Annotated in this window: 18 protein-coding genes; 11 read left to right on the top strand and 7 right to left on the bottom strand. The window is 34.3% G+C overall.

Annotated features, from left to right (window positions below):
- Nucleotides 1-6 precede the first annotated feature (6 nt).
- The gene (rhaD, locus tag ATN92_RS09585) at nucleotides 7-840 is read left to right on the top strand and encodes a rhamnulose-1-phosphate aldolase (RefSeq protein WP_056952566.1); all 834 of its coding nucleotides are present in this window, start codon (nucleotides 7-9) and stop codon (nucleotides 838-840) included.
- 72 nt (nucleotides 841-912) lie between these two features.
- Here the strand turns inward: rhaD and ATN92_RS09580 are convergent, their stop codons facing one another.
- On the bottom strand, nucleotides 913-1,590 hold the full coding sequence (locus ATN92_RS09580) for a TetR/AcrR family transcriptional regulator (protein ID WP_056952564.1): 678 nt from the start codon (nucleotides 1,588-1,590) through the stop codon (nucleotides 913-915).
- An 87-nt stretch (nucleotides 1,591-1,677) separates the two neighbouring features.
- On the opposite strand from ATN92_RS09580, the gene ATN92_RS09575 reads away from it, so the two are divergent.
- From ATN92_RS09575 to ATN92_RS09565, 3 genes are read left to right on the top strand one after another with little or no spacing between them, the layout of a single operon-like run.
- The gene (locus ATN92_RS09575; protein WP_056952562.1) at nucleotides 1,678-3,495 is read left to right on the top strand and encodes a beta-glucoside-specific PTS transporter subunit IIABC; all 1,818 of its coding nucleotides are present in this window, start codon (nucleotides 1,678-1,680) and stop codon (nucleotides 3,493-3,495) included.
- Between the two features lie 17 nt (nucleotides 3,496-3,512).
- Complete coding sequence (locus ATN92_RS09570; RefSeq protein WP_056952560.1) at nucleotides 3,513-3,857, top strand: hypothetical protein; 345 nt, start codon at nucleotides 3,513-3,515, stop codon at nucleotides 3,855-3,857.
- Nucleotides 3,857-5,278: a 6-phospho-beta-glucosidase gene (locus ATN92_RS09565; protein WP_056952558.1), complete on the top strand. Its 1,422-nt coding sequence runs from the start codon at nucleotides 3,857-3,859 to the stop codon at nucleotides 5,276-5,278. Before ATN92_RS09570 ends, ATN92_RS09565 begins: the two co-directional genes overlap by 1 nt.
- Nucleotides 5,279-5,382: 104 nt before the next feature.
- Here ATN92_RS09565 and ATN92_RS09560 read toward each other — a convergent pair whose 3' ends face one another.
- Nucleotides 5,383-6,351, bottom strand: a complete 969-nt coding sequence (locus tag ATN92_RS09560; RefSeq protein WP_056952557.1) for an AraC family transcriptional regulator — start codon at nucleotides 6,349-6,351, stop codon at nucleotides 5,383-5,385.
- Between the two features lie 117 nt (nucleotides 6,352-6,468).
- Between ATN92_RS09560 and ATN92_RS09555 the strand changes: the two genes are divergently transcribed.
- Entirely contained in the window at nucleotides 6,469-8,853 is a 2,385-nt protein-coding gene (locus tag ATN92_RS09555) for a glycoside hydrolase family 2 TIM barrel-domain containing protein (protein WP_056952555.1), read from the top strand.
- A 168-nt stretch (nucleotides 8,854-9,021) separates the two neighbouring features.
- Nucleotides 9,022-10,212 carry an MFS transporter gene (locus ATN92_RS09550; protein ID WP_056952554.1) on the top strand — a complete coding sequence of 397 codons (1,191 nt, stop codon included), beginning with the start codon at nucleotides 9,022-9,024 and terminating at the stop codon, nucleotides 10,210-10,212.
- Here the strand turns inward: ATN92_RS09550 and ATN92_RS09545 are convergent.
- Complete coding sequence (locus ATN92_RS09545; RefSeq protein WP_056952552.1) at nucleotides 10,205-11,188, bottom strand: AraC family transcriptional regulator; 984 nt, start codon at nucleotides 11,186-11,188, stop codon at nucleotides 10,205-10,207. The genes ATN92_RS09550 and ATN92_RS09545 overlap by 8 nt on opposite strands.
- A gap of 71 nt (nucleotides 11,189-11,259) precedes the next feature.
- Between ATN92_RS09545 and ATN92_RS09540 the strand changes: the two genes are divergently transcribed.
- Nucleotides 11,260-13,893, top strand: coding sequence for an alpha-L-rhamnosidase (locus tag ATN92_RS09540; protein ID WP_056952550.1), 2,634 nt, complete (start codon nucleotides 11,260-11,262; stop codon nucleotides 13,891-13,893).
- Between the two features lie 80 nt (nucleotides 13,894-13,973).
- Here the strand turns inward: ATN92_RS09540 and ATN92_RS09535 are convergent, their stop codons facing one another.
- The 3 genes from ATN92_RS09535 to ATN92_RS09525 are packed head-to-tail and all read right to left on the bottom strand — an operon-like array spanning nucleotide 13,974 to nucleotide 20,044.
- Complete coding sequence (locus ATN92_RS09535) at nucleotides 13,974-15,524, bottom strand: glycoside hydrolase family 43 protein (RefSeq protein WP_056952549.1); 1,551 nt, start codon at nucleotides 15,522-15,524, stop codon at nucleotides 13,974-13,976.
- Entirely contained in the window at nucleotides 15,505-18,330 is a 2,826-nt protein-coding gene (locus ATN92_RS09530; protein ID WP_056952547.1) for an alpha-L-rhamnosidase, read from the bottom strand. The genes ATN92_RS09535 and ATN92_RS09530 overlap by 20 nt, the downstream gene beginning before the upstream one ends.
- A gap of 10 nt (nucleotides 18,331-18,340) precedes the next feature.
- On the bottom strand, nucleotides 18,341-20,044 hold the full coding sequence (locus ATN92_RS09525) for a glycoside hydrolase family 3 protein (RefSeq protein ID WP_056952545.1): 1,704 nt from the start codon (nucleotides 20,042-20,044) through the stop codon (nucleotides 18,341-18,343).
- 143 nt (nucleotides 20,045-20,187) lie between these two features.
- Between ATN92_RS09525 and ATN92_RS09520 the strand changes: the two genes are divergently transcribed.
- Together ATN92_RS09520 and ATN92_RS09515 are read left to right on the top strand one after the other, a co-directional pair.
- Nucleotides 20,188-21,222: an AraC family transcriptional regulator gene (locus tag ATN92_RS09520; protein WP_056952543.1), complete on the top strand. Its 1,035-nt coding sequence runs from the start codon at nucleotides 20,188-20,190 to the stop codon at nucleotides 21,220-21,222.
- A gap of 165 nt (nucleotides 21,223-21,387) precedes the next feature.
- Entirely contained in the window at nucleotides 21,388-22,581 is a 1,194-nt protein-coding gene (locus ATN92_RS09515) for an MFS transporter (protein WP_056952542.1), read from the top strand.
- 63 nt (nucleotides 22,582-22,644) lie between these two features.
- Here the strand turns inward: ATN92_RS09515 and ATN92_RS09510 are convergent, their stop codons facing one another.
- Nucleotides 22,645-24,045 carry a glycoside hydrolase family 1 protein gene (locus tag ATN92_RS09510; protein ID WP_056952540.1) on the bottom strand — a complete coding sequence of 467 codons (1,401 nt, stop codon included), beginning with the start codon at nucleotides 24,043-24,045 and terminating at the stop codon, nucleotides 22,645-22,647.
- Nucleotides 24,046-24,130: 85 nt separating this feature from the next.
- On the opposite strand from ATN92_RS09510, the gene ATN92_RS09505 reads away from it, so the two are divergent.
- Both ATN92_RS09505 and ATN92_RS09500 read left to right on the top strand, forming a co-directional pair.
- Nucleotides 24,131-24,829: a MurR/RpiR family transcriptional regulator gene (locus ATN92_RS09505; protein ID WP_056952538.1), complete on the top strand. Its 699-nt coding sequence runs from the start codon at nucleotides 24,131-24,133 to the stop codon at nucleotides 24,827-24,829.
- A gap of 80 nt (nucleotides 24,830-24,909) precedes the next feature.
- Nucleotides 24,910-26,181: a PTS sugar transporter subunit IIC gene (locus tag ATN92_RS09500; RefSeq protein ID WP_056952537.1), complete on the top strand. Its 1,272-nt coding sequence runs from the start codon at nucleotides 24,910-24,912 to the stop codon at nucleotides 26,179-26,181.
- The last annotated feature ends 2 nt before the right edge of the window (nucleotides 26,182-26,183 follow it).

Below are 26,183 nucleotides of genomic sequence, written 5' to 3'. Positions count from 1 at the left end.
TCTATTATGAAATTTATCGATTCTAAATTTGTAAAAAAAATGTGTGAAATCACTAATGGTTTATATCAACATGGCTGGGATGAAAGAAACGGTGGTAATGTCAGCCTTCGTTTAACCCAAGAAGAAGTTGATCAGTTTGATGATTTAAAGGCTGTTATTAGAAATATTCCTATCAAATTTGACGCCAGTGCTTTGGCAGGACAATACTTCTTAGTTACAGGAACAGGACGTTATTTCAAGAATGTTCATAATTATCCTGACCGCGATACGGGTCTGGTAAGAATCACAGAAGAAGGAAACTCTGTTGACTTACTTTGGGGCTTCAATGATGGCGGCCAACCAACAAGTGAATTCCCAGCTCATCTAATGACACACATTTCACGTCAAAAAATCGATTCTAATCAACGAGTTGTAATGCACTGTCACCCAACAGACTGGGTTGCACTTTCATTTACACATGAATTGGATGAAGGTAGCGTTAGTCGTTTATTATGGAAGATGCAAGCTGAATCTCTAGTTGTCTTCCCTGAAGGAGTAGGAATTATTCCTTATATGACACCAGGTACTAATGAAATTGGTCAGGCCACAGCTGATAAGATGAATGAATTTAGAGTTGTTATGTGGCCACACCATGGTATCTTTGCTTGTGGTGATAGTATGGATGAGACATATGGATTGATTGAAACAGTCGAGAAAGCATGTATGATCTATACAGCCATTCAAAGCCAAGGTGGTAATATTCTTCAAAGTATTACCGACGATGATTTGAGAGATCTTGCCAAATCATTTAGTGTTACACCTAATCCACGCTTCCTTTCTACTGAAACAGTAAATAGTTAAAATATTTGTTTTTCATACACAAAATAAGCTCAAAATAAATTTATTTTGAGCTTATTTTTTTGTAAGGGAAAATTAATTAGTATCTTGCAATATATCATATGAACCAGATTTTATACAAATAGTAATAATATGCGCGATTTCTTTGCTAGTTGAATTAGGACTTATTTCAAACCACCATTTAATAATCTGCATGGCCGATGCTGCAAATAAATTGGCGTTTAGAATCTGAAAAGATTCAGGAAGATTTTTATGTTTAGTTTTCTTAAGAGAAATCAAAAATTTTTTTGCATAAATATCCTGCATCTGTTCAAAGACATTGCTTTCCATATTTTTAGACCATAAGATCATTAACTCTTTTCGATGATCAAATATAGGTTGAATAGCAGATGGTAGTTTCTCTTCATAGCAATTAACTTCTCTATGTGGAAAATATAAGTAAGAGACATCGATTGAATTAGAAAAGTCGGTTAACCCCTTAGCAAGAATATACGATCTTAAATCGTATTTATCATCATAATATTTATAAAACGTTGATTTGTTTATCATCATGGTATCTGTTAATTCTTTAACAGTTATTTTTGAAAAAGTATTCTTTTTTACACAATCGAGAAATCCATACTCGATTGTTTTTTTTGTTTTTTTAACTCTTAGATCTTCAGTAATGATTGATTCCCCCCTTGTAATAACTATTATATCTTGTAGAAAATATAGAGTAAAACAACTTATTTGGATAAATAGTTGTTTAACCAACTCCTCATAGAATACTGCTGGTAGTATGCGCTTACAAAAGACGTTATAAATTATATATAAACTAATTTGTATATAGAGGAAGGAATTATGGACTATAAAAAAGTTTCTGAGAGAGTAAAAAATGCCATTGGCGGGGCACAGAATATTAATCACATTACTCACTGTTCAACTCGATTAAGAATTAATATAAACGACTTGAAAAAGGTTGATATTGATAAACTAAAGGCTATTGATGGGGTAATTGATGTCATTTATCAAAACAATCAATTACAAGTTATTATTGGCCCTGATGTAGCAGAAGTATACAAGTATTTTAATAGTACTGATAATAACCCATCTGGTAGTAATACGAAATTAGAATCTACTTCGAAGAAAAAAAGCAATATTTGGAGCAGACTAATTGATTTTATTTCGGGTGCCTTCACTCCAATTTTGCCGGCCATTATTGGTGCGGGGTTACTAAAGGGATTTATCGCCATTTTTAATGTAATAGGCATCTTACCAACACGGAGTATTGAATATATTTTATTATCAATGATAGCTGATGCCTGCTTTTATTTTTTACCGATTTTACTAGCATTTTCGGCAGCAAAAAAATTGGATACTAATCCTTATATTTCCGCAGTGTTAGCTGGAGTATTAGTTCATCCCACTTTGATAAAGTTAGTGACAAAAGGTACTGCGTTGTCATTTGCAGGTATTCCCATCAAAGATGTTAATTATTCATCCAGTGTTGTTCCGATACTATTGATTGTTTGGTTCCAATCATACATTGAAAAGTATCTAAATAAACATCTACCAAAAACTATTGGTCTTTTTGTTACCCCAGTAGTGTCAATATTTGTATCTAGTTTGATCGGATTAATAGTACTTGGACCAATAGGGTCATATGTTGGTATTTATTTAGGAATGTTTATCTCCTTCTTAAATAATACAGCGCCTTGGTTAGCTCCAACAATTATGGGTGCATTTTCGCCATTGATTGTAATGATGGGCATGCACTATTCATTGTTTCCAATTGCCATTCAATCAATTTCCAGTTTCGGATATGATTCATTTTTCACACCATCTGGCCTAGTATCAAATTTGGCACAATCTGGTGCAGCCTTTGCTGTAGCAGTCAAATCAAAAGAAAAAGTACTACGAGGAACCGCTATCTCTACCGGAGCAACTGCAGCTTTAGGTATAACTGAGCCTGTTTTATATGGTGTCAATTTAAAATTAAAAAAACCACTATATGGAGCCGTCCTTGGAGGAGCCATCGGGGGATTATATATTGGATTGACGCGTGTCACATCTACAGCAATTGCTAGTCCTGGAATATTGGCCTTAGCATTATTTGCAAAAACTCCAACAAATTTATTAAATGCTATCATTGGGATGATTATTTCGTTTGCTATTTCATTTGGTATAACAATGGTGATTTGGAAACCAAAGGCTGTTAAACAAAAAGATATGAGGATTAGTTCTGTAACAGATGGACTCGTTAAAAATTTAAAGGATGTGGATGACGTAACATTCTCAAGCGGTGCAATGGGTAAGGGCATGGCTTTTGAATCTAAAACTGGGGAAGTCTATTCACCAGTTGATGGTGAGATTGTTATGGTCTTTCCAACAAAACATGCTTACGGAATTAGATCAAACAGTGGAATTGAATTATTAATTCATATTGGAATTGATACTGTTCAATTAAATGGTAAATATTTTAAGACTAACGTCAATAAAGGTACCAAGGTTCATAGGGGAGATAAATTAGGTAGTTTTGATATTAAGGAAGTCCAAAAGGCCGGATATGATACCACGATTATGTTGATCATAACTAATACAAATGACTATGATCACGTTAATACTGATGTTAAATATAATACTGATGTTACGTCACAACAAATGGTGTTAACCGTTTAAGAGAGGATGAAATTAAAATGTTTCAATTAAGAATTTATACATTAAAAGATAATGAAATTGCTTCACTATATATGAATAAGTATTGGCAAAAACACATTGTCAGCCTACCAAAATTCGGTATTAAAGTTGAAGGCGTTTTTAAAGAGAAAAAAAATTCTTTAAACGACACTTGCCGAGTATTTGCACTAGTTTCTTTCCAAAAAAATGTTAATGCAAAAGAAAAGAATGAGGAATACATGAATAGTCCAGAATTCAAAGAAGATATGAAGGGATTTTCAATGAGAAATATTCTAAATGTGGAATCATTGGACATCCAAAAAGATGATTCACTTCCATTCTTTAATGACTTGGAGGTAATGTAATGTTTCCTAAAGGCTTTTTGTGGGGCGGGGCTATATCTGGAAGTCAAGCTGAAGGTGGTTTTGATTCAGGTGGCAAAGGATTAAGCATGGCTGATTTATTACCATATGGTGATAGAAGATTTAAATCTATGCTCAATGGTACGGATGCTTTAAAAAATTATAATTCTGAAAATTTTTATTATCCTAGTCATACGGGAATAAATTTTTATGAACATTACGAAACTGACATTAAATTATTAGCTAATTTAGGATTAAAAGCATTCAGATTTTCCATAACTTGGTCTCGAATATATCCAATTGGCACTGAGAGTTCTCCTAACAAAGATGGATTGAAATTTTATGATCGTGTAATTGATTGCTGTTTAGAAAATAACATAGAACCATTAGTCACAATTGACCATTTTGATACTCCAGTTGGCTTGGTAAAAAAATATGGTGCCTGGAGAGATAGAAAAATGATTGGTGCATATTTGAATCTTTGTCAAACATTATTTGAACGTTATAAAAATAAAGTTAAATATTGGATTACATTTAATGAGATGAATATGATATTAAACTTACCCTTTGTCGGTGGAGGATTATGCTATGATAAAAAAGATAATCTTACTCAATTGAAATATCAGGCAGCTCACTACCAATTAGTAGCATCAGCCGCAGCCACTAAGATGGCTCATCAAGTTAATCCTAAAATGCAGATAGGTTGTATGTTGGCTGCCGGTGAGGTATATCCATACTCATGTAATCCTAAGGATATATTAATGGCTTTACAAAAAAATCGTGAACAGTATTTTTTTAGCGACGTTCAAGTTCGAGGATATTATCCCAATTATATAAAACAGTATCTTGTCAGAAATAATATTTCTTTAAATATAACATTAGAAGATAAAAAAATATTGAAAAATACTGTTGATTTTGTCTCATTATCGTATTATTCAACTCATTGTGTTAGTTCTGACAAAGAAGTGAGTAAAAATAAGACCAAAGGAAATGTCTTTTCATCTGTAGAGAACCCTTATATAAAAAGTAGTGAATGGGGATGGCAAATTGATCCTATCGGATTAAGAATTACTCTCAATAACTTGTATGATCGTTATCAAAAACCATTATTCATTGTCGAAAACGGTTTGGGTGCGATAGACGTTCTTGATGAAAATGAAAGGATTCACGATGATTACAGAATAGATTATTTGAGTAAGCATATTGATGCAATGAGTGAAGCCATCGACGATGGAGTAGAATTAATGGGATATTGTATTTGGGGATGTATTGATATTGTCAGTGCATCAACCGGAGAGATGAAAAAGCGTTATGGTTTAATTTACGTTGATAAGGACGATGAAGGAAACGGGAGCTTAAATAGAATAAAGAAGGATAGCTTTTACTGGTATAAAAAAGTTATTCAAAAAAACGGTATTAATTAAAGAGAAATGTAATAACAGTTTTCTTTTTCACCTTTGGTCAAGAGCCAAATAATTCTTTTATTGCCAAATCTTGCGTATTGCGCTCCTTATTTATAAAATTAATTTCATTTAATCCTAAATCGTTGGCGATAAACGTTAGGTGACAACTGAACATGTTTCTTAAAATAATGATAGAAATAAGTTTCGCTAGAAAATCCTAATTTTTCGGCTATCATTTGTACGGTTAGTTCGGTAGTCGTCAATAATTCCTGTGCTTTATGAACCCTGACTTCTTGTGAATAGGAAGTTAGGGTTTTATTTGTTTGCTCTTTTAAAATTCTATTTAGATATTCGGCATTATAATGCAATTCTTCCTCTAAAGTTTTACGAGTGATATTACCCGTATTATCCTCAATTAATTGAACGATTCGATTTAACAAATAATCTTTCTTTGAATGATCTAACAGATTAGTGGTTACTTGAAAGTGGTTTTTATCCTGTAATTCAGACAACAATCTCAAAATTAATCCTTGCTGAAGATAATTTGAGCCTACTTTAACAGTGGTGATTTCCTGTTGCAGAGAATCTAGAATTATTCTAAAGGTTTTATCTGAACCTATTGTTTGCGTACGAAACTGTAGATAGTTTCTTTGCCAACTATTTTCATCCTTTAAATTATGTTGTAAGAAAGAAAAAACGGCTTCTGAAGTATCAATTCCATTTAAAAGTTGGTTCAACAATGATTCTGACAAGTTGATAAAGGCAACTAAACAGTCATCTTGAAGTTTTTCAGTATGTCTCATTTGTGGATTCAATAAACAACCTTCACCGGTTTTATAAGTAAAGACTTGATCCTCTAAATAGTTAGTAAGTTGTCCCTTTAAAACATACATTAATTCAAAATCACGGTCACGATGCATTTTTTGATAGTCATCAGCTTCAAAAACATTGAACTTACCATTTTGTACCATCGTATAAAGGACTTTTTGATTAGTTTTACGTTTATAAAATATTGATAAAGGTGAATTTGTGGAGATTTCAGGACCGTTAATTGAGGACGGCGTATCTAAGTTATGAAAATCTTCTTTAGTCATCAATCTAAACCTCCAAGTTGGAAAATTACAGTAAGCGTTTGCTAAAAATCGTATATAAACATTATAGCATAGGGCTTTTTACATTAAGATTGAGTTAGATGAAGGGATTGATAAATAATGACTAGAAAAGAACTTCTAAACAAAAATTGGTTGTTTCACTACGGTGAATTAGAACGTCAACCACTTAAAACTACGAAAAAAGCTGTCTCTCTTGGTGGACTTACTGCTCCGTTAGCTAACGAAACTGGCTCCCGTTTGCCAATTAGTGCCGGTGGCAATCACTTTTTAAAGTTAATTGCTCAAGGGAATGCCGAGCAAGGATTATTGAATTTAGCCGGTACTGATTTAACAGATAAGTTATCCGACGATTGGAAAAAAATTGACTTGCCTCATGATTGGAATCGGAAGGTTCCATATGTTAATCAACCAGAGAAATTAATGAGCGGATCTAAACCCGATGCTGTCGGTTATTATCGTAGAACATTCAAACTATCTACTAATGAATTAAACAGAACAAAGACTGTTTTGCATTTTGACGGTGTAATGAGAATGGCCGATGTTTGGCTTAACGGTGTCTATCTAGGGCACAATAACAGTGGCTATAATTCATTTTCTTTTGATATTACCGAGATGGCTCGTTATGGAGAAGAGGGCGACAATGTCATCTTAGTTCGTGCTGATACTACAACCGGTGCTGAAGGCTGGTGGTACGAAGGTGCTGGGATTTATCGTTCGGTTTGGCTCGAACATAGACCCTTAGTTTCAATTGTCAGCGATGACTGCTACATTTATACGAAAAGCTTAGATAACAGTAACGCCACTTTAGGAATTGAATTTTCTGTTAAAAACGATACTGATAAACTTCAAACAGTTATACCAACAGTTTCGTTAGATGATAAAAATGTCATTCGATTTAACGAAGTTGAAATTGCTAGTTATCAAAAATATGATTTTAAAAAAACTATTGAGATAAATGATCCCAAGCTTTGGACTCCTGAAAATCCATATTGTTATAGTGCCAGTTTTGAAATTGAGACTGATAAAATCCAAAAGAGCTTTGGTATTCATACCTTTTCCTATACAACGGATGGTTTCTTCTTAAACGGTCAAAGCTATCAACTACATGGAATCTGTGAACATCAAGATTTTGCTGGTGTCGGTACAGCCATGAATCAAGATATTGTTAATTACAAAGTTAAAGTTATGAAAAATATGGGAGTGAATGCTTGGCGTAGTACTCATCATTTTGCTTCCGAGGAGTTGCTAAATGCGTGTGACCACTTTGGTATTATCCTAATCAATGAGAATCGATTGTTGGAAAGTTCTCCTTGGCGTGTTAATGATTTAAAACAGATGGTGCTAAGGGATAGAATGCATCCCTCAATTGGTTTCTGGTCTATTTCTAATGAAGAACTTATTGGAAACACTCCATCAGGTAGTCGTATTGCACAAAAATTAACTCGAACGATTAAACAATACGATCATGAACATTTGATTATTGGTGCCGAATTACTAACTCCTGAAGGTATTATTGATGAAAATTACGTTAAAAATCTCGATGTCTTAGGTGTTAATTATCCTGAAGCCGGTGTTATGGGTTCAGGTGCTAAATTGATTCATAAAAAATATCCTAAATTACCAATGATGAGCACTGAAAATGCTTCATACTTCTCTACAAGAGGCATTTACAAGGATAACGGGGAAAAGAGACAGTGTAACAATTTTGGATCCTATTTCTCTATGGTATTACCTGGGGTTAGAAAACCTGAAGATCCCGGAGTTGGTGGTACGGCTCATCCTGAAACAGTTATGTCTTATTTGAAAGACAATCCATACATGGGAGGGGTCTTCTTATGGACAGGCTTTGATTACTATGGTGAACCATCACCGTTTAATTGGCCTGCTATCAGTTCACAATTTGGAATAGCTGATTTATGTGGCTTTCCTAAGGACTATTATTATTACTATCAGGCACATTGGACTAAGAAACCGATGGTTCATGTCATGCCTAGTTGGAATAAAGATCAATTGAACCTGGACAAGCAAGGTCAAGTAGAAATTAGAGCATTTAGTAATACTGAAAAAGTAGAACTGTTCGTTAATGATCATAGTTATGGCAAAAAAGATTTAACTGACTGTTCTGCCAATTGGACAATTCCATATGAACTTGGTGAACTAAAAGTTGTTGCTTATCAAAAAGACGAAATTGTAGCTCAGGATAGTCGTTTCAGTAGTAGTAAGACTAAACAAGTTTTACCTCAAAAAGTATATGAAGGAGGGACCACAACATTATTTGCCTTAAAAGCCATTGATGATAATGGTAAATTTGTTGAAAATGCTAACGAAACAGTCAATTTGGATGTTTCTGATGGCAAGATAATAGGCAATGGTAACGGTGATCCTATTGATCAGAATCTGGACAATGATAAAGTAAATCTATTCAATGGGCTTGCTTTAGTAATAGTTTCTAAAAACGGTGATTTACGTGTTCAATTAAATTAAATTACGCAAAAAAAGTATCCTCCAATAATTTGGGGGATATTTTTATCGTTCAAGGTAATAATCTTTGATTACAACACTATCTAACTTCGAAAAATGGATTTTTGGTTTTGCAAGTAAGCGCTAACATATAATTTGTAAAAAACAAAAAACGTTTAGGAGTTGATTTTAATGAGTAAGTTACGTGTTCGAGTCGGTATTCTAAGTATTGCTTTATTATCAATGTGTGGGATTGTGATTACCCCAGTTTTTAGTGAAATTATTCAAGCTTTTCCTAAAGTACCTGCCACTACAGTTCAAATGATTGGCTCACTGCCAAGTCTAGGGCAACTTATCATTAGTTTAATTGTTGGTAGATTAGCTATGAGTATTCCTAAGAAAAGGTTGGCTTTAATTGGTGTTATAGCTGTTATTGTCGGAGGGATAGTTCCTATTTTCTGGCATAGCCAGATTATTGTTTTACTTGTATGTGCCTTTATTGTTGGTATTGGAGTTGGTTTTGTATCAACTTTAACTCCAATGTTGATTTCAATTTTCTTTAAAGGTGAAGCTAGGGCCTCAATGATGGGTTTCAACACCGCATTTAATTCTCTAGGTGCAGTATTAATGATGTCAGCAGCCGGAATCCTCGGAAGCAAAATGTGGTTCCATTCTTACTATGTCTTTTTATTAGCTGTATTGGTATTCTTCCTGGTTCTCTTTATGTTACCTCTAGATAAAGTTGAAAAGGTTGATACAAATTCAATCCAAAAGAAAGTTTCAACCATCGATGTTTTAAAACAGATGAATAAATATGTTTTTGCAATCGCCGGATTAGTCTTTCTAACTATCCTTTTCTATACAGCATTTTCAAATAATCTCTCTATTTTAATTTCTCAAAAACAAGTTGGTGGAACATCCCTTGCTGGTATTCTTAGTTCATTCGGAACTCTTGGTGGAATGATCACAGGATTCTTAATGGCTTATATTAGAAAGATTGCACATAAACATCTTTTGGAAATGAGTGCCTTATTACTAACAGCTTCATATTTTGTTATGTTTCTATCTAATTCAATCCCATTTCTATTCATTGGTGCATACTTATCTGGTATGGGGATGTGCATTGCCATGGCGACAGCGCCTTATGAAATTCCTATTTTGACCAATGAAGAACAGAATTCTTTAGGTATGTCATTATTTATTTTTTCCAACGCCTTAGGGGGCATCGTTAGTCCTATTATTTTGGGTTGGTTTAACGTTACCGCTGGGTTACAGACTTTTTTGGTTATTGGAATTGCTATGCTTGTGATTGCTCTCGTTATGATTTTCTTTAACTTTAGTAAAAAGGTTTCCAATCAAGGTTCTGTAAAGACTTCTAATTAGCTTGATTTTTCTTACGATACTGAATTGGAGTTATTTTGAAAAACTTTTTGAATTCTTGATAAAAGTAGGAAGTGTCAGAATAACCGATATGTTCAGAAATTTGAGATACGGTATCATTGGAATGAATCAGGTAAGCCGCTGCAGCGTTCAATTTTTGCAGAGAAATAAGTTGCGAAAAGGACATCCCTGTGGCCGATTTTAATTTGGCCGACAAGTAATTAGGGTGAAAGTGAAATACTTCTGACATTTGTGTCAACGAAAGATTTCTATAATTATTTTCAATATAAATCAACATATCAAATACATCGGAAGTATCATTGGCGATAACATTTGGTTGTTGAGACTGTCGTAAGCGAATTAACTCAACTAATAATTTCAAAACATCGAGATTAATGATTTCCTGACTACCAAAATCAGGCTTGTAATACTCAACAATAATTTCAATCAAAGTATCTTGAATGGCAGGATTATTAGTTGCATTGAAAAAACTATATTCAGCTTGATCAATATTGTCATTTTGCAAGATAGTAAATAACATTTTTGCCACGGTACTCAATTTTCGCAAAACCATCAACCGTTCTTCAGTTAAAAAGTTGCTTGTAATAGCTAAATTGAAGATAACTGTTTTAGGGTTATTCAAGTTTAAACAGTGAATCGTATTTTGCCCCATTAATAGAATTTGTCCGGTCGATAACTTGATGGTTTTGTTTTTAACCATAATTTCGGCCTGACCAGATAGGACAAACGTCAATTCAATATAATTATGCAAGTGCCACGGAGTTTGTCCCAACGGCTGCCTAGAAATAGCAATACTTTGTTCAACTGTATTTAATTGATGATCTATTCCATCAGATAACGTTCGATAATATCTAAAAACTTTTCCATATTGAGTCTGATTAAAATATTTTGGCTCGAATTTATCCAAAGTCGTAACAACCGGTATCTGGTCGATAATTGTTTTTAAATTTTTATCCATTTGTCCATCCCAAAATCACATTATTAATTAAATTATATTATGAATATTTATTTTTAACAGAGGAGATATCTATGAAAATTACTTCAATGAAACTTAATAACTTAACAACTGGAAATGACGATATTGTTGTTCCTTTAAATAATCTCAAATTTGAATGGAGTGCTGAAAGTAACAAGAAGAACAGTTTACAGATCTCATTTGAGATAATCATTTCGAATGAAGTGGGTGAAGTAATTTACACATCAAATCAAATTAAGTCAGATAATAATCAGTTTCATCTTCATTCAGCGGAACTACAAGATCATACAACTTATACTTGGCAGGTTCGTATTACTGACAATTATCAGACAACTAGTCCTTGGTCTCCCAAGATGGTATTCACAACAGCGTTGAAACATTGGGATGCAATATGGATAGAACCTAGGCAAGACGATGTTGTTGAAGAGGCGCCTTTAGATTTAGCAGCTATGTTTGGTGGTAAACCGATGCCTAAACAAACGGCTCCAGAACAGAGATTACGTCCTGTCCAATACCTTCGTAAGAATTTTGAATTAAAGAAGGCGGTCAAAAAGGCTCAGTTATTCATGACGGCACATGGTATTTATTATCCTCTGATTAATGGTCAAAAAATTACTCAGGCCCAATTCATGCCTGATTTCACCTCGTATAAAAACATCTTACAGTATCAGTATTTCGACATCACCAAATTTTTGGGAACAGATAATGATTGGACGGTAGTTTTAGCCGATGGCTGGTATTCTGGTCGTATCAGTACTACTGGTAATGGCGGTCAATTTGGAAACAAAAATGGTATTTTGGGAGAAATTATTGTTACATATGCTGACGGAACTCAAGATATTATCAAAACTGATCAAGATTTCAGATCAACCACCGGTAAATATGTTTATAGCGATATCTTCATTGGAGAAAAACAAGATCTTCGTCAAACTCCGGATTGGAACAATAGTCAAAAAGTGGATGAAGTTTCGTATAACTTGGATAATCTTACTCCTCAAGACGCACAATATGTTCACCAATTACCAGGTATTTCTGCAAAGAAGATCTGGCATGATGGAGACGCTATTCTAGTAGATTTTGGACAAGTTATTGCTGGAAAAATTAAGTTGTCAACTTATTTAGGTGAAGGAATTTCTATCAAAATTGAGCATTCTGAAGTCCTAGATAAAGAGGGACGTTTCTTTAATAACATTACCGGTCGCAATAAGGATCAAACAGATTACTTTGTTGGCCGAGGGAATTTTGAAACACTGACCCCTGACTTTACTTTCCATGGTTTTCGTTATATTAAAATAACTGGTTTGACGCAAACTCCATCACTAAATGAAATCGAAGCTTTACCTTTAATGACGAAAATGGAAGAGTTAGGTTCACTTGAAACTTCAAATAAAAAAATTAATCAATTAATTAAAAATGTTCAATGGAGTCAAAGAGGCAATATGTTGTCAATTCCAACCGATTGTCCTCAAAGAGAACGTGCCGGATGGACAGGAGATGCCCAAGTTTTTGCACCAACGGCCTTATTCAATATGGACGTAACAGCTATGTTAAAACGTTGGTTAGAAAGTGTCAGAGCTGAACAAAGGGTTGATGGTCAAATTCAAGATTACGCTCCAGCTCCAAAAGAATTCTATACTTCCAGTCCTCAATTTACTGGTACTTATTCTTCCGCAGGATGGGGCGATGCGATAATTATGCTTCCTTGGACGATTTACAAAAATGATGGTGACATATCCATTTTGAAGGAAAACTATTCGGCTATGCAAAAATGGCATGACTACGCCGTACAAAGTGCCGCTGAAGATAAAAGTGATGATTCTAGTCAATATATCTGGGATACTAAATTTCATTACGGTGACTGGATGTTTCCTAGTTATATGTTAGGGAAAGATGCCCTAGGACCAATGGAAACAGCTAAAGCCACTAAAGATGTTGTGGCAACAGCTTTTCTAAGTTATACCAGTAGTTTACTTTCCCAAATTGCTACAGTTTTAGGCGATGAAGAAAATGCTCTTGACTATCAAAATTACGCAAAAAATGTAGCAACGGCTTTCCAAAAAAATTTTTGGAAGAATCAAAAACTTGCCGCAGAATTTCAAGGTTGCTATGTCTTAGCAATAGCTTTTAATTTGTTAGATAAAACAGCCACAGAACAAGCCGTTGAACATTTAGTGACAATGATTCATGACAATAATGATTGCTTAGATACAGGATTTTTAAGTGTTCCATATCTATTAGATACCTTGTGCCAATACGGTCACAAGGACTTAGCAAAAACCATTCTTTTACAAACAAAAATGCCTTCTTGGCTTTACGAAGTTAATCATGGAGCTACCACCATTTGGGAATCATGGGGTGGCATTGCTCCTGATGGTTCGGTAGGAACATATTCTTTTAATCATTATGCGTTTGGTTGTGTTGAACATTGGATCGTAGAAAATATTGGCGGACTATCACCAATTGAACCAGGATATCGTAAGTTTAAAATTACCATTCCGGATAAATCACAATTCACTAGTTCAAAATTGAATTATCGTTCAACTAGAGGATTGATCAAAGTTAATTGGAAATATGTTGATGACGATTTAAGAATTCAAATACATGTACCATTCAATGCCACTGCCCAATTGATGATGAAACATCAAACAAAAGAGCTAGGTAGCGGGGACTATGAATTTAATATTTAAGTGAAAAGAACAGGATTAGGAAAACTAAATTTCCTAATCCTGTTCTTTTTATATGTATATGGTTAAGTGAGGTAAAACTATTATTCTTCCTTATTAATAGGGAAGCGACGTGCTTTATTAACGGATAACTTCGAATCTGTACCTAGAGCATAGATCCCCAATATATCTCCAGTATTCAAAGCACTGATGGCTTCATTTGAAAAATGCATTGCGGCAACTTTGAAACCTAAGTTTTTGTTGTCGATAGTTTGTACTAAGAATTCTTTGTTGGAAGGGTGATTGATAATACTGAATTTCTTTGGTAATTTATTAATTTCAGCAATTTTTTCTTCAACAACTAAGTCAAAAACATGAACTGTTTTAACCAAATCAAAGTGATCATTCTCATTTTTCTTGATCGTCAAACTGGCAAAATGAGTACTGTCGATTGTCACAGCGACACCAATCTGACCATCAGTTAACTGACAATTGTCGACGTTTAATTCAATCTCAAAAGTTTCATCTGGTTCAGTTTGTCTCAAACCTAAGAATGAAGGTGTATCAATGTCTGAAAGGGTTGAGTCAGAACTAGTTAATGTTAAATTATCACGCTCAATTGTTAATCTATCATTTAATGAGTTTCTCAATGAGACCCACTCAGGATTTAAAATTCCATTTTTAAAAGAATCTGTGAAATCATTTAAATTTTGAGGTTGCAAAGTTTTAGCATGTTCTGGAAATTCTGACATATCGACTGTTTCTGTAGGAACACCCTTATTAACAACAGGCCAATCGCCATTCCAATCAACAGGATAAAGTAACGTTTCTCTTCCGGTATTAGTGAAAGTTTTGAAATTTATGTTGATAGGGCGGGTGCCTAAACAAACCAGCCACCAATTTTTATTTTCATCTTGGAATAAATCACCGTGACCAATGTTTTGTAAAGGTTCATCAGCACGATCTCGATTAGTAAAAATCGGATTAGTAGGACAACTCTCGAAGGGTCCCCAGATACTCTTACTTCTAAAAATGGTAATCATGTGACCCAAACCGGTTCCACCTTCGGCGGCTAAGAGGTAATAGTAGTCAGATTTTTTAATGATATGTGGACCTTCTACATCACGACCACCTGTGCCAGCAGTCAATACCTTAGGGCCATCCAAGATACGACCAGTATCTAATTCAATTTCAACTTGTTGTAAGGCCTTTTTTCCAGATTCAAGGTAACCGGTGTATTGAACATAGGTATGATCACCCTCAAAGAAGATGTCAGGATCAATCCCGTTAACATTAATATTGATGCGTTCATCCCACGAAATGTTACCATCAGCTGTTAAACTTCCAGTGATAATAAATGTTTTGAATTCAGCAAAATTAGTAGTGATCACATAAAATTTATCATTATGATATCTGATACAAACGGCAAAAATACCTTCATTAGATTTGGATTTCGTTAAGTCAGCTTGAGAGTGTTTAGTTGCCACACTAGGTAATGTTTCCCAATTGAGTAAATCAATGCTTCTGGCTAAAGTTATTCCTGGATAATATTCAAAAGTACTGTTGACCATATAATAATATTTGCCAACATGAACGATACTAGGATCAGGACGCATTCCTCTAATTATTGGATTATTATACTGTTTCACTAACATCTTGAGCCCTTCTTTCACTTAAAACAGGTGTACTTGTAAGGATTTGGTTGATCTGCTTCATCTCCGAAGTAGGGATATTGATGAATGGGAAGAGCATATTGGCTTCCTTAATCGACATATGTCCCAATCGATCAACATTTTCAGGATCATTGAACATATCTAATTCTTTTGTGACTGATTTGATCTTATCAAATAATTCTTTATCGGCTGTGATAGATGCAAGTTTGCTGTCTATGGTGTATCTGCCAATATAGTCAGAAGTAGGGATATATGAAATTTCGTGATGTCCATTTGTTAGAGTAATTACTTGATCAGTTACTTTTTGGTCATTAACTATAACATTAGACCCAACTCTTGGAAGAGTTAGTTTTACGGTTTGACCATAAGGCACATCAATTTGTAATGCGATAGTGTGGTTTTCATCTGTTTCCAGGTCATACTTGATCTTCAAATCACCATAAGAACTGTCGTAGTGACCACTAATATGTTTCAATCGGTAATCAAATTTAGGTTCAACATAAACAGTTTGATAACCATTGTCTTGATCATGAAGTCCTAGAACGTACTTATAAGCCCATTCCATAATGGCACCAATTGAGTAGTGGTTGAGTGAATTCATACCTTCTGGATTCATTGATCCATCTGACAAAACAGAGTTCCAACGTTCCCAAATAGTTGTTGCACCTAACTTAACTGCGTAGAGCCAACTTGGATAATCTTCATTTAGGAAGATCTTTGTTGCTAACTCATGTTGTCCATTTTCAGATAGAACTTGGCATAAGAATGGGGTACCAACGAATCCTGTTTGCAGATGATCGTTATCTTTCTTCAAACGTTGAACTAAATCAGCGACAACACGTGACTTCAAATTTTCGGGGACAAGATTGAATTCAAGAACTAGGGCATAAGCTGTTTGTGTATCAACGGCAACACGACCAGTTTCAGTAATGTATTCTTTCAAAATATTTTGTTTAATATCTTTACACAAATCCGTATAGAATTTATGATCTTTTTCGTTACCTAAAATTTTAGCTGTATTGGCTACAATGCTTGATGAGTAATAGTAATAAATGGAAGCAATAAAGTCTTCATCAGTTTTACCATTTGGTACAGCTGGATTTTCACTGTCGAGAGATAACCAGTCACCAAATTGGAAGGATCCTGTCCAAAGTCCAGTGCCACTCTTTTCAACATTTCTATGAATCCAATCGACCCAGCCTTTCATACTGGAATAGTTTTGTTTCAAAATGGCTGTATCACCGTATTTACTATACATATTCCAAGGAATAACAGTAGCAGCATCGCCCCAAATTGCAGCTCCACCTTCATCAACGTGAAGGGAAGGAGCGTACATTGTTAACATACCGTCGTGACTATCTTGTTCTACCTTCATATCTTTAGCGTACTTTTTAAAGAATGCATAAACATTCATATTGAAAGCTGAAGTATTAGAGAAAATTTCAGCATCTCCGGTCCAACCTAAACGTTCATCACGTTGAGGACAATCCGTTGGTACATCAAAGAAATTACCCTTTTGACTCCATTGGACATTTTCAAATAAGCGATTAACTTCCAGATTATCGGTCTTAATAGAACCAGTCATCTTCATATCGGAATAAACTACAGCGGCACGAAAATCTTTTAATTGTAGCGGTTGGGTATTTCCAGAAACCTTGATATATCTATAGCCATAATAAGTAAAGTGTGGACGAATCCACTTATTAGTACCATCTGAGATATAAGTGAAGGCAGCTCTTGCTTCGCGTAAATTATCACGATAGAAGTTACCTTGTTGAAGAATTTCACCCATTTGAATAGTAATCTTAGTTCCCTTAGGCTCACGGTTATAAAATTCAATGATACCAACATTATTTTGTCCAAAATCGATAACTTGTTCATCTTTAGGTGTATGAATCAATTCTTTAGCGGGTAGGTACTCTTGAACTTTAAGCGGCAAACTTAATCTATCAGCTAAAGTATCAACAGGGTAGTCCAAGACACTAACTTTAACCCAATTGTCAGGAATAATTGTATCGTCGATATCTTCACCATAATAAATAGCAGACTTAGTAACTTTTCCGGAGGCTGTTAACCATCGATCATCAGTATTAACTATATCTTCAGTGCCGTCATTGTAGAGTAGATGTAACTCTAGAATAGCACGCTGTTGATCACCATAGATCTTATCTCTACCACCATCGAAGCCTAGATTACCTTTATACCAGCCATCACCAAGGGAAATTTCAACTGTGTTATTGCCTTGAGCAAATGCATCGGTAGCGTCATATGTTTGAACTTGAATCAACTTATCATAGTTAGTTGTTCCAGGAGCTAAGAGTTCATCACCAATTTTTTTATCGTTAATATTCAATTCATAGACGCCCAAACCTGACATGTAAATACGAGCTGATTTTACTTCTTTGGGAAGTTCTAAATTACGTTTAAGAAGGGTATTCTGAATATCCTTATTATCGTTACCGATCCATTTAGCAGAGAAAGGTTCATTCATCTTGCCGGTCTCAAAAAAACTAGTTGCGGAAGCAGAGGTATTTTCATTAATATTTCGTACGCTTATGGTGAAATCATATCTAGTTCTTGGCTCTAGTTTTAAATCAGGTTGGAAATAGTTATTCGTATAAACTTGCCAATCAGTTTGATAAATGGGATTATCATCAACAAAAATTTCTAACTTCTTCTCCAAAGATATATTTTTTTCAGAGTTTACCGCAAATTCAATTTTAAGATCACTAAGATCAAATCCTAGTGGTTCAGTCATATGGTTTACTTGGATGTTTTCAATATTCATTTTTTCTACCTCACAGTCTAGTATCTAATCTATTACAAAATGGATCTACAGGGCTCTTACCAAGAAATTCTTCTTGCCCAGTAATTTTCCTAATAACGGCATCGATTGATTCAGGATTACCGGTATAAGCATTAATCATTGTTGAAATATCTGGAATATCAAAGAGATGGTATGGATTACACATGGAAATAAACAACGTTGGAATAGAACGCATATACCAAGGAGCATCAGCGGCCATCAAATGTATCCAATCAATTCTGGTTGTTGTCTGATTACTTGCAGTTTCGATATTGGCCACATAAATAGCCAAATCAAATTTATCCTTTAAATCTTGAATTCCTTCTTCAAATACTTCGTGAAAATCTAAATTCTTACGATCAAATAGTGAAACTTTAAATCCTTGGGCCTCTAGTTCTTTCTTGAAAAGGGAAGTTACATGCCCACCTTCTTTAAAACCACCATCGTCACTGTCACCAAGGACGACCAGACGGACACGAGGATATTTCTTACTATTAACGGGCAAAATTTTATCTCGATCTTTAACCAAAGTAACTGCATGTTTAGCTAAATCAACGGTTCTAGCTTTATGATCCTCTAACTGTAAGTCTAACTTTTCAGGAATCTCTTGAATCAATTGATTATCTGTATTCATGACGCCTTGAGCTAACTTAGTACCTAAAATACGACGAATGGCTTCGTCAACACGTTCCATTGAAACAACCCCGTCGTTTACGGCATCTGTAAGGAACTTATAATCTTCGTCAATGTTCTTATTGAAGAGAATCATATCGATACCGGCATTGATTGTAGCGGGGATGGCTTGTTCCCTTGGCAAGATGGAAGTATAACCAAGCATTGGTGTAGCATCAGTAATTGTCATTCCATTGAATTTCAATTCTCGATGCAATAAACCATCAATTAAAAGTTTTGAAGTTGAAGCAGCGCGTAGATCTTTGTCCTCAATACCGGGGTCCAACTTACGTTCCCAAGCTGGTTGCATGATATGAGCAATCATAACAGCAGGCAGTCCACGTTTGATCAAATGACGATAAATTTGACCATAAGAATTCATCCATTCATCAGTTCCCAAAGAATTAACTGAACTAACAAGGTGTTGATCACGTTCATCAACTCCATCACCGGGGAAATGTTTAGCAACAGGAATAACTTTATTGTGTTTTAATCCCTCAACTTCTGAATCAACCATTCTCATGACACGATATTTGTCGCTACCAAAAGTTCTTACATTCATGATGGGATTACGGAAGTTATTATCAATATCCACAATAGGTGAGAAGGACATGTTGTCACCGACTTGCGCAGCTTCATAACCTGAAATATCACCTAAATTATAGGCTTGTTTAGGATCATCAGTTGCGGCAACAGACATTGGACGTCCAAACCAAGTTCCTTCATTCAAAAGTCCATTACCACCAGCCTCAAGGTTAGCAGCGACAAAGACAGGAATCTTGGATTCTTTTTGAATAGTCTTGATTTCACGCTTTAATTTTTCGGCGCTGTCGGGACGATACATAATTCCACCAGGATGATACTTATTAACGAATTGTTTTAAGTCAACGGTATTCTCATCTTGACCGATTACAAAGAATAACTGACCAATTTTTTCTGGTAATGTCATTTTATTAATCTGATTATTAATATATTCAATTTGTTCTGTTGAAAGGTTATATGGTGTTTTGGTTAAATCTAACATAAAATTCCTCCACAATTTATTGATTTAACTAAATTGTAAGCTCTTGTATAAATTTCAACTATTGTCAAATAATATTATAACTATGTTCATTTCCCATATTTTTTAAAAAGCTTATAATGATTTACAAGTGAGGTAAAACTAATATGAGTAAGAGTATTATTGAAATTCTTCGTTCTAAAAATTCACCTAAAGAATTTTCTAACGTCGTCAAAAAGCTAGAGAAGGTTGAAAAAACTGAAAAAAATATAACTCCGATCAAGACTGCCAATGGGGAACCAGTTTATCGTTTCTATAATACTTATGATGACGATTTAGAATTGAACACTAATCCTATCTCCATTTCAGTACAGCCGATAGAGTCTGTTATTCCATTCCACTATCATAATTTTGTTGATATCGTCGCTCCTTTAATGGGGAATTGTACGGCCGTAGTTCAAGATAAGGAAATTGAAATGCAGCAAGGCGACTTGCTTTTTGTTGGTAATCAATCAGTTCACACGGTTAAACCTATCGGTACTGACGATATCGTAATCGATATTGCTTTGAGAAATACAGCCTTTTCTTTAAATGAACTGAACACTCTTTTACACGATAATCGTCAAACTAGTATTTCAGGGATGTTATTTTCGTTGTTATCGGATAGAAACTACGGGAAAGGCCAATATAGTTTTTTCAAAACCAATAATAATTCCAAAATAAGTCGAAATGTTTGGGAAATTATCGATGAGTATTACCATCCCGACAAGGAATCAGATAAAATCATTCGACTAGAAATCATGATTCTATTTTCACGGCTCATCCGAGAATCATATAAGACAGTTGATGTTAAATGGAAAATGAATGATAAAAAAAGAGCTAATATCTTGTCATTGTTACTTTATATTGAGAGTAATTATGCTGATATAACATTGGAAGAGATGGCTCAACACTTTGGATACAATGCCAACTACTTATCGTCATTTTTGAAAAAATCGACAGGAATGACCTTTATCAAACTGGTTCATTTGCAAAGAATTAACGCTGCCGCAGAATATTTGAATTACACTAATGCGCCAATTGACAAAATCTCTTTTAAAGTAGGATATGAGAATCCGTCATATTTCTATAAAATTTTTAAAAAGGTTTTGGGTATTTCACCAGATCTTTATCGTCAAAAAGCCCATTCTAACAACGGATAGAATAGTATCCTGGTGATAAATAAAAATATGTATTAAAAAAGCCAACCTGTGAAATGAACACAGATTAGCTCGTCTTTGGATATAGCTGAAAGGTACTTTCCAGAATATGATTAATCTGTAAATGAAAGCGCAATCATGATTAATTATAATTTGGAGGTCAGTTTCATGAATAAAAAGAAGATTCCATTAGTTCTTGGTATTTTAAGTATGAATTTGCTATTGATGTCGACATCAGCCGTTTCCGCTGCCATTGCCGCTATAGCAAAATCTTTCCCAAAGGAACCCATTTCAAAGGTTCAAATGCTTGGTTCAATTCCTCAATTAGGGCAATTGATTGCTACGGTGCTCTTTAGTTATTTAGCATTTAAGCTAACCAGAAAAAACTTAGGTATTTTAGCCGTTGCCGTTGTCGGAGTTGCAGGTTTACTTCCAGTATTTTACGGTAGTAGTTTAAATCTAATCTTAGCATGTATGGTTCTTGTCGGATTTGGTACTGGTATCATTAGTAATGTTAGTCCTGTTTTATTGCAATCAAACTTTGATGGTGAAGATCGTGCCACGGCCATGGGTTGGTCAGTCGGTGCTAATAACATTGGTATGATGCTCTTTACAGCTTTAGGTGGTATTCTTGGTGGAAGCGATTGGCATAATCTATTTTGGATCTATGCTTTCTCAATTGTTATTATTTTAATGGTATTTTTCCTAGTTCCACAAGATGTCAAACTTTCAAAGACCGCTGAAGAAAATAATCAAAAAACTAGTCTTAAAACCGTCTTTGGTTCATTAAACAAGCATGTATATTTAATTTTAGGAATTACTTTTGTCTTGTCGCTTTGCATGATGTTATTTATGACAAATCAATCTATTGTTTTAGCTGGCAAAGGTAAGGGTACAGCCTACGTCGCTTTAGTTACAGCTATTGGTAATATCGGTGGTATCGCTACAGCTGTTCTTATCAAATACATCCGTAAAATTACTAAGACTAATACTATTGCTTGGGGCTTCATTGCTTTCATGTTGTCATTCGTTCTAGTCTTATTCACAAATAATTTTGCTCTTCACATTTTAGGTAACATGTTCTCTGGTGTTGGTATCGTACTAGTAAATGCTACACTTCCATATGAACTATCAATCCTTACGGACGAAAAACAATTTACAGTCGCTATTGCTATGAATACCTTTGTTTCCTCAGTTGCTGGTATGTTTGCTCCAATCATTATTTCATTGGTTAATATCTCAGCAGGGGATGGATCATTCATCGCCGGAACTATCTTATCAGCATTAATGTTCTTATTATTGTTCATCAGTAGATTTGGTAAGAAAATTGAAAAAGTTGGTTCATTGCACGCTACTGTTTAGCTAGAAAACATTTAAATATTGATTAGAAAATCAACAATTCTATATAGGATTGTTGATTTTTTGTTAAATAGAACCATTTTCGTGTATACATTTTTGATACCAATAAAATGAATCCTTAGGAATTCTCTTTAAGACCTTTAGATCAGTGTTAGTACGATCAATAAATACTAATCCGTATCGTTTATCCATACCTTGACTGCTAGATAGAACATCAGTGAATGACCATGGATTGTAGGAAAACAGTTTTACACCATCTTTTATTGCTAAAGACATACTTTGTATCATTTGGTTTAAGTATTTAATTCTCTTTTGGTCATGAATTTTCCCATGATCAATTTTCTCCTTAAGAGCTAAGCCATTTTCAGTAATCATTAAGGGCAGGTGATAACGTTCATAGATCTTTCTGAGCGCTAAGCGTAATCCAACACCATCTATATTCCAATTATAATCTCCATATTCCGTGTATGGATTCTTATAGTATTGGGCAACACCCTTTTCACTGCGATTTTGTCGAGGTAACTCGGGCCCTTGATAATCGTCTACCTGACTGTCATCCAAGTATTGACCAACAACTTCAGAAGTATACCAATTAATAGCTAGAAAATCAGGCTTAACATTTTTCAATAGGGAAGAATCTTCTTTCTTTGTTTTAAACATTATGCCCTTACTCTTTAAGTGATTAATATAATAGGCCGGATATTTTCCATAAATTAAAGTATCAATTAAATAGAAAATACCTAAGTCGTCTAAATTCATCGCTAAAAATTGATCCCTAGGATCTGTTGAGGCTGGATATCTAGTAGGGTAGGATAAGCATGGTCCAATTTTGCCCTTTAAGTCTAGTGAATGATAAAGCTTCATAGTTAAAGCATTAGCGATGTTCATATGATGGCTAGCTTGAATACTTTGTGATAAATTATCTAACCCATTAAAAAATGGAATATTTGCCAGAACGTCTTGTTCATTAATTGTTAGCCAATATGGAATACGATCTCCAAAGTGATTAAAGCAAAATTTAGCATAATTCAGAAAGTCTTGAATAGATTCTCTTGAATAGAATCCTTGATATTGATCAATTAAACTCTGTGGTAAATCAAAGTGTAGCAATGTGACAATAGGCTTGATATTGTACTTAATCAATTCATCAATAACATTGTCATAGAATTGAACACCTTTTTTATTAACCTTGCCATTACCATCAGGAAATATTCTTGACCAGGAAAATGAAAAACGAAAACTTCTTAGACCACATTCGGCCATTAACTTAATGTCTTCTTTATAGCGATGGTAAAAATCAGTGGCCGTGGATGTATCAGTTGTATGAAATTGTTGGTTCATTTTTTTGATTCTTATATCTGCGACACTGAGTTTTCTACCATCATCGGCTATAGCTCCTTCAGATTGAAAGGCACTCATACTAGCACCCCATAAAAAGTCTTTAGGAAAATAATTTTCTGTTTCCATTACAATCACCTCTGTTAATATGAATCAAGTATAATGTTAAGTATTGATTCAAACTCTTCAACATTTGAGTAGATGGGGGATATTTATGGAATTACTAATAATTAAGCTTTTAGAATATTTAAGAGAAAACAAAGAGCATAATTCGAGTGCTTCTATTGCTAAAATCATGATTAACAATTTAGAAAAAATAAGTAAGATGTCATTAGAAGAAGCAGCTCAATTTTGTCATTGTTCACCATCGACCTTAAACAGACTTATTAAAAAAATTGGTTTTGATAATTTTAAACAACTTAGAAAAATAATTACATTACCCAAATTGGTTTATCCAACCGATGGATTTAATAACGAAGAATATAAAAAGAATGTCCTACTTAATATAGAAGAAACATCTGATTTGAATATAAACAATGTTGTTCAAAGAATACGAAATTCTGATAGAATCATTATCTTATCCTTTGCTACCAATTATCCATTTGTAACTGAATTTCAAGTTAAAATGGCATTAAAACATAAGTACGTCGAAACGCTATTTGATCAAAATGCAGAACAAGCTTTGGAAGCACTGGATCGTAATGATCTAGTAATAATAATTTCAGATCAGGGGAATTTTTTAATGAATATGAATTTGGATTCATATAAATTTCAAAAATTACTGTTGACTCAAACTATCCCTGAAAATATTAATGTATTTGACGAGGTTATAAAAATAGGCACGTATAGTTATTATGGTGAATCTAAGTATGGTCTAATGTATTTTCTAGATAGGGTCTACGAAGAATACTAAAAGTGGTCAAGTATTGATGAGTTGTGATTTGAACCCAATGCTAATCTAACATTGTTGAAAAAAAGAAAGGGTGTTCAATAATGTTTAACAAATTTAAAATTTTTTTGTCAAATGTGTTGGGTCCATTATCATCAAAATTTGGCAACAATAAAGTAATTCAAGCTGTAGTACAGGGATGTATTGATACAGTCCCCGTTACAATAGGCGTCTCTTTAATTACCATTTTAATCAACTTGCCTATCAGTTCATGGAAACATTTTCTTCTTGCAACAAACATATATAATGCTGGGCAACAAGCAACCAACGTTACTTTGTCACTCTTACCAATCTATCTAATTGTCACTGTTTCTAATGCATATAGTCAGAAAATTGGTATGAAAGGAATGAGCGGTGTAGTTATCTCCATCGCAAGCTTTTTAATACTTATTCCTTCACAATTGAAGGTAGGTAAGAATACTATTACTGCATTAACTGATAGTTATTTAGGCAGTAAAGGTATTTTCTTAGCTATGGTAGTCGGCATTCTGATTACTTATCTGTATGGAAAATTAATGCACAGTAAATTGAGAATTAATTTACCTGACTCTGTACCACCAATGGTTGCTAATTCATTAGCCTCATCTATACCTGCAGTTGTAATCCTGTCATCAGTTTTTGTAATTAAAGTCTTATTCTTATTCACGTCCAAGGGAAATCTATTTGACTCATTTAATGCCATTATTCAAACTCCATTAATGACCTTGGGAACCTCTCCAGCAGCTTATATTTTATTTAGTTTGATCTGCAATTTATTATGGTTTTTCGGAGTTCATCCTGCATCACTTACCGGATTTTACACACCTGTTGTTATTAGCGCAATTGTCGCCAATATGCAGGCATTTAATACGGGTAAGGCTTTACCATATGGAGCATTTATGGTTGTTTATCTAGTTGCCAATCTCGGTGGTTTTGGTGGTACATTGGGATTTTGTTGCTCACTGCTTTTAGCTAAATCAAAAAAATACAAAGAACTACGTAAGGTGCTCATTATTCCTAATCTCTTTAATATTAATGAGCCAATAATATTTGGTGTCCCACTAGTAATGAATCCTGTTTATTTTCTTCCTATGATTCTTTCTCAGCCAGTGGCAGCACTAATAGGTTGGGGAATCTATAATGTAGTTAAGTTCAATATTAATCCTGCATTTCAGCTAGGTTTCCCATGGGTTACACCACCAATTATTACTGCCTTTGCAGAAGGTGGAATTATCTTTGCACTAATCATTATCTTTGCCGTAGCTATTCATTTTGTGTTTTATTATCCATTCTTTAAATACGATGATAATAAAGCTTTTGAAATAGAAAATAAGTAAAA

This window comes from Companilactobacillus bobalius, from assembly GCF_009764355.1.
Note: the sequence above shows the minus strand (reverse complement) of the source record. Positions and strands in the feature narration are given on the sequence as shown.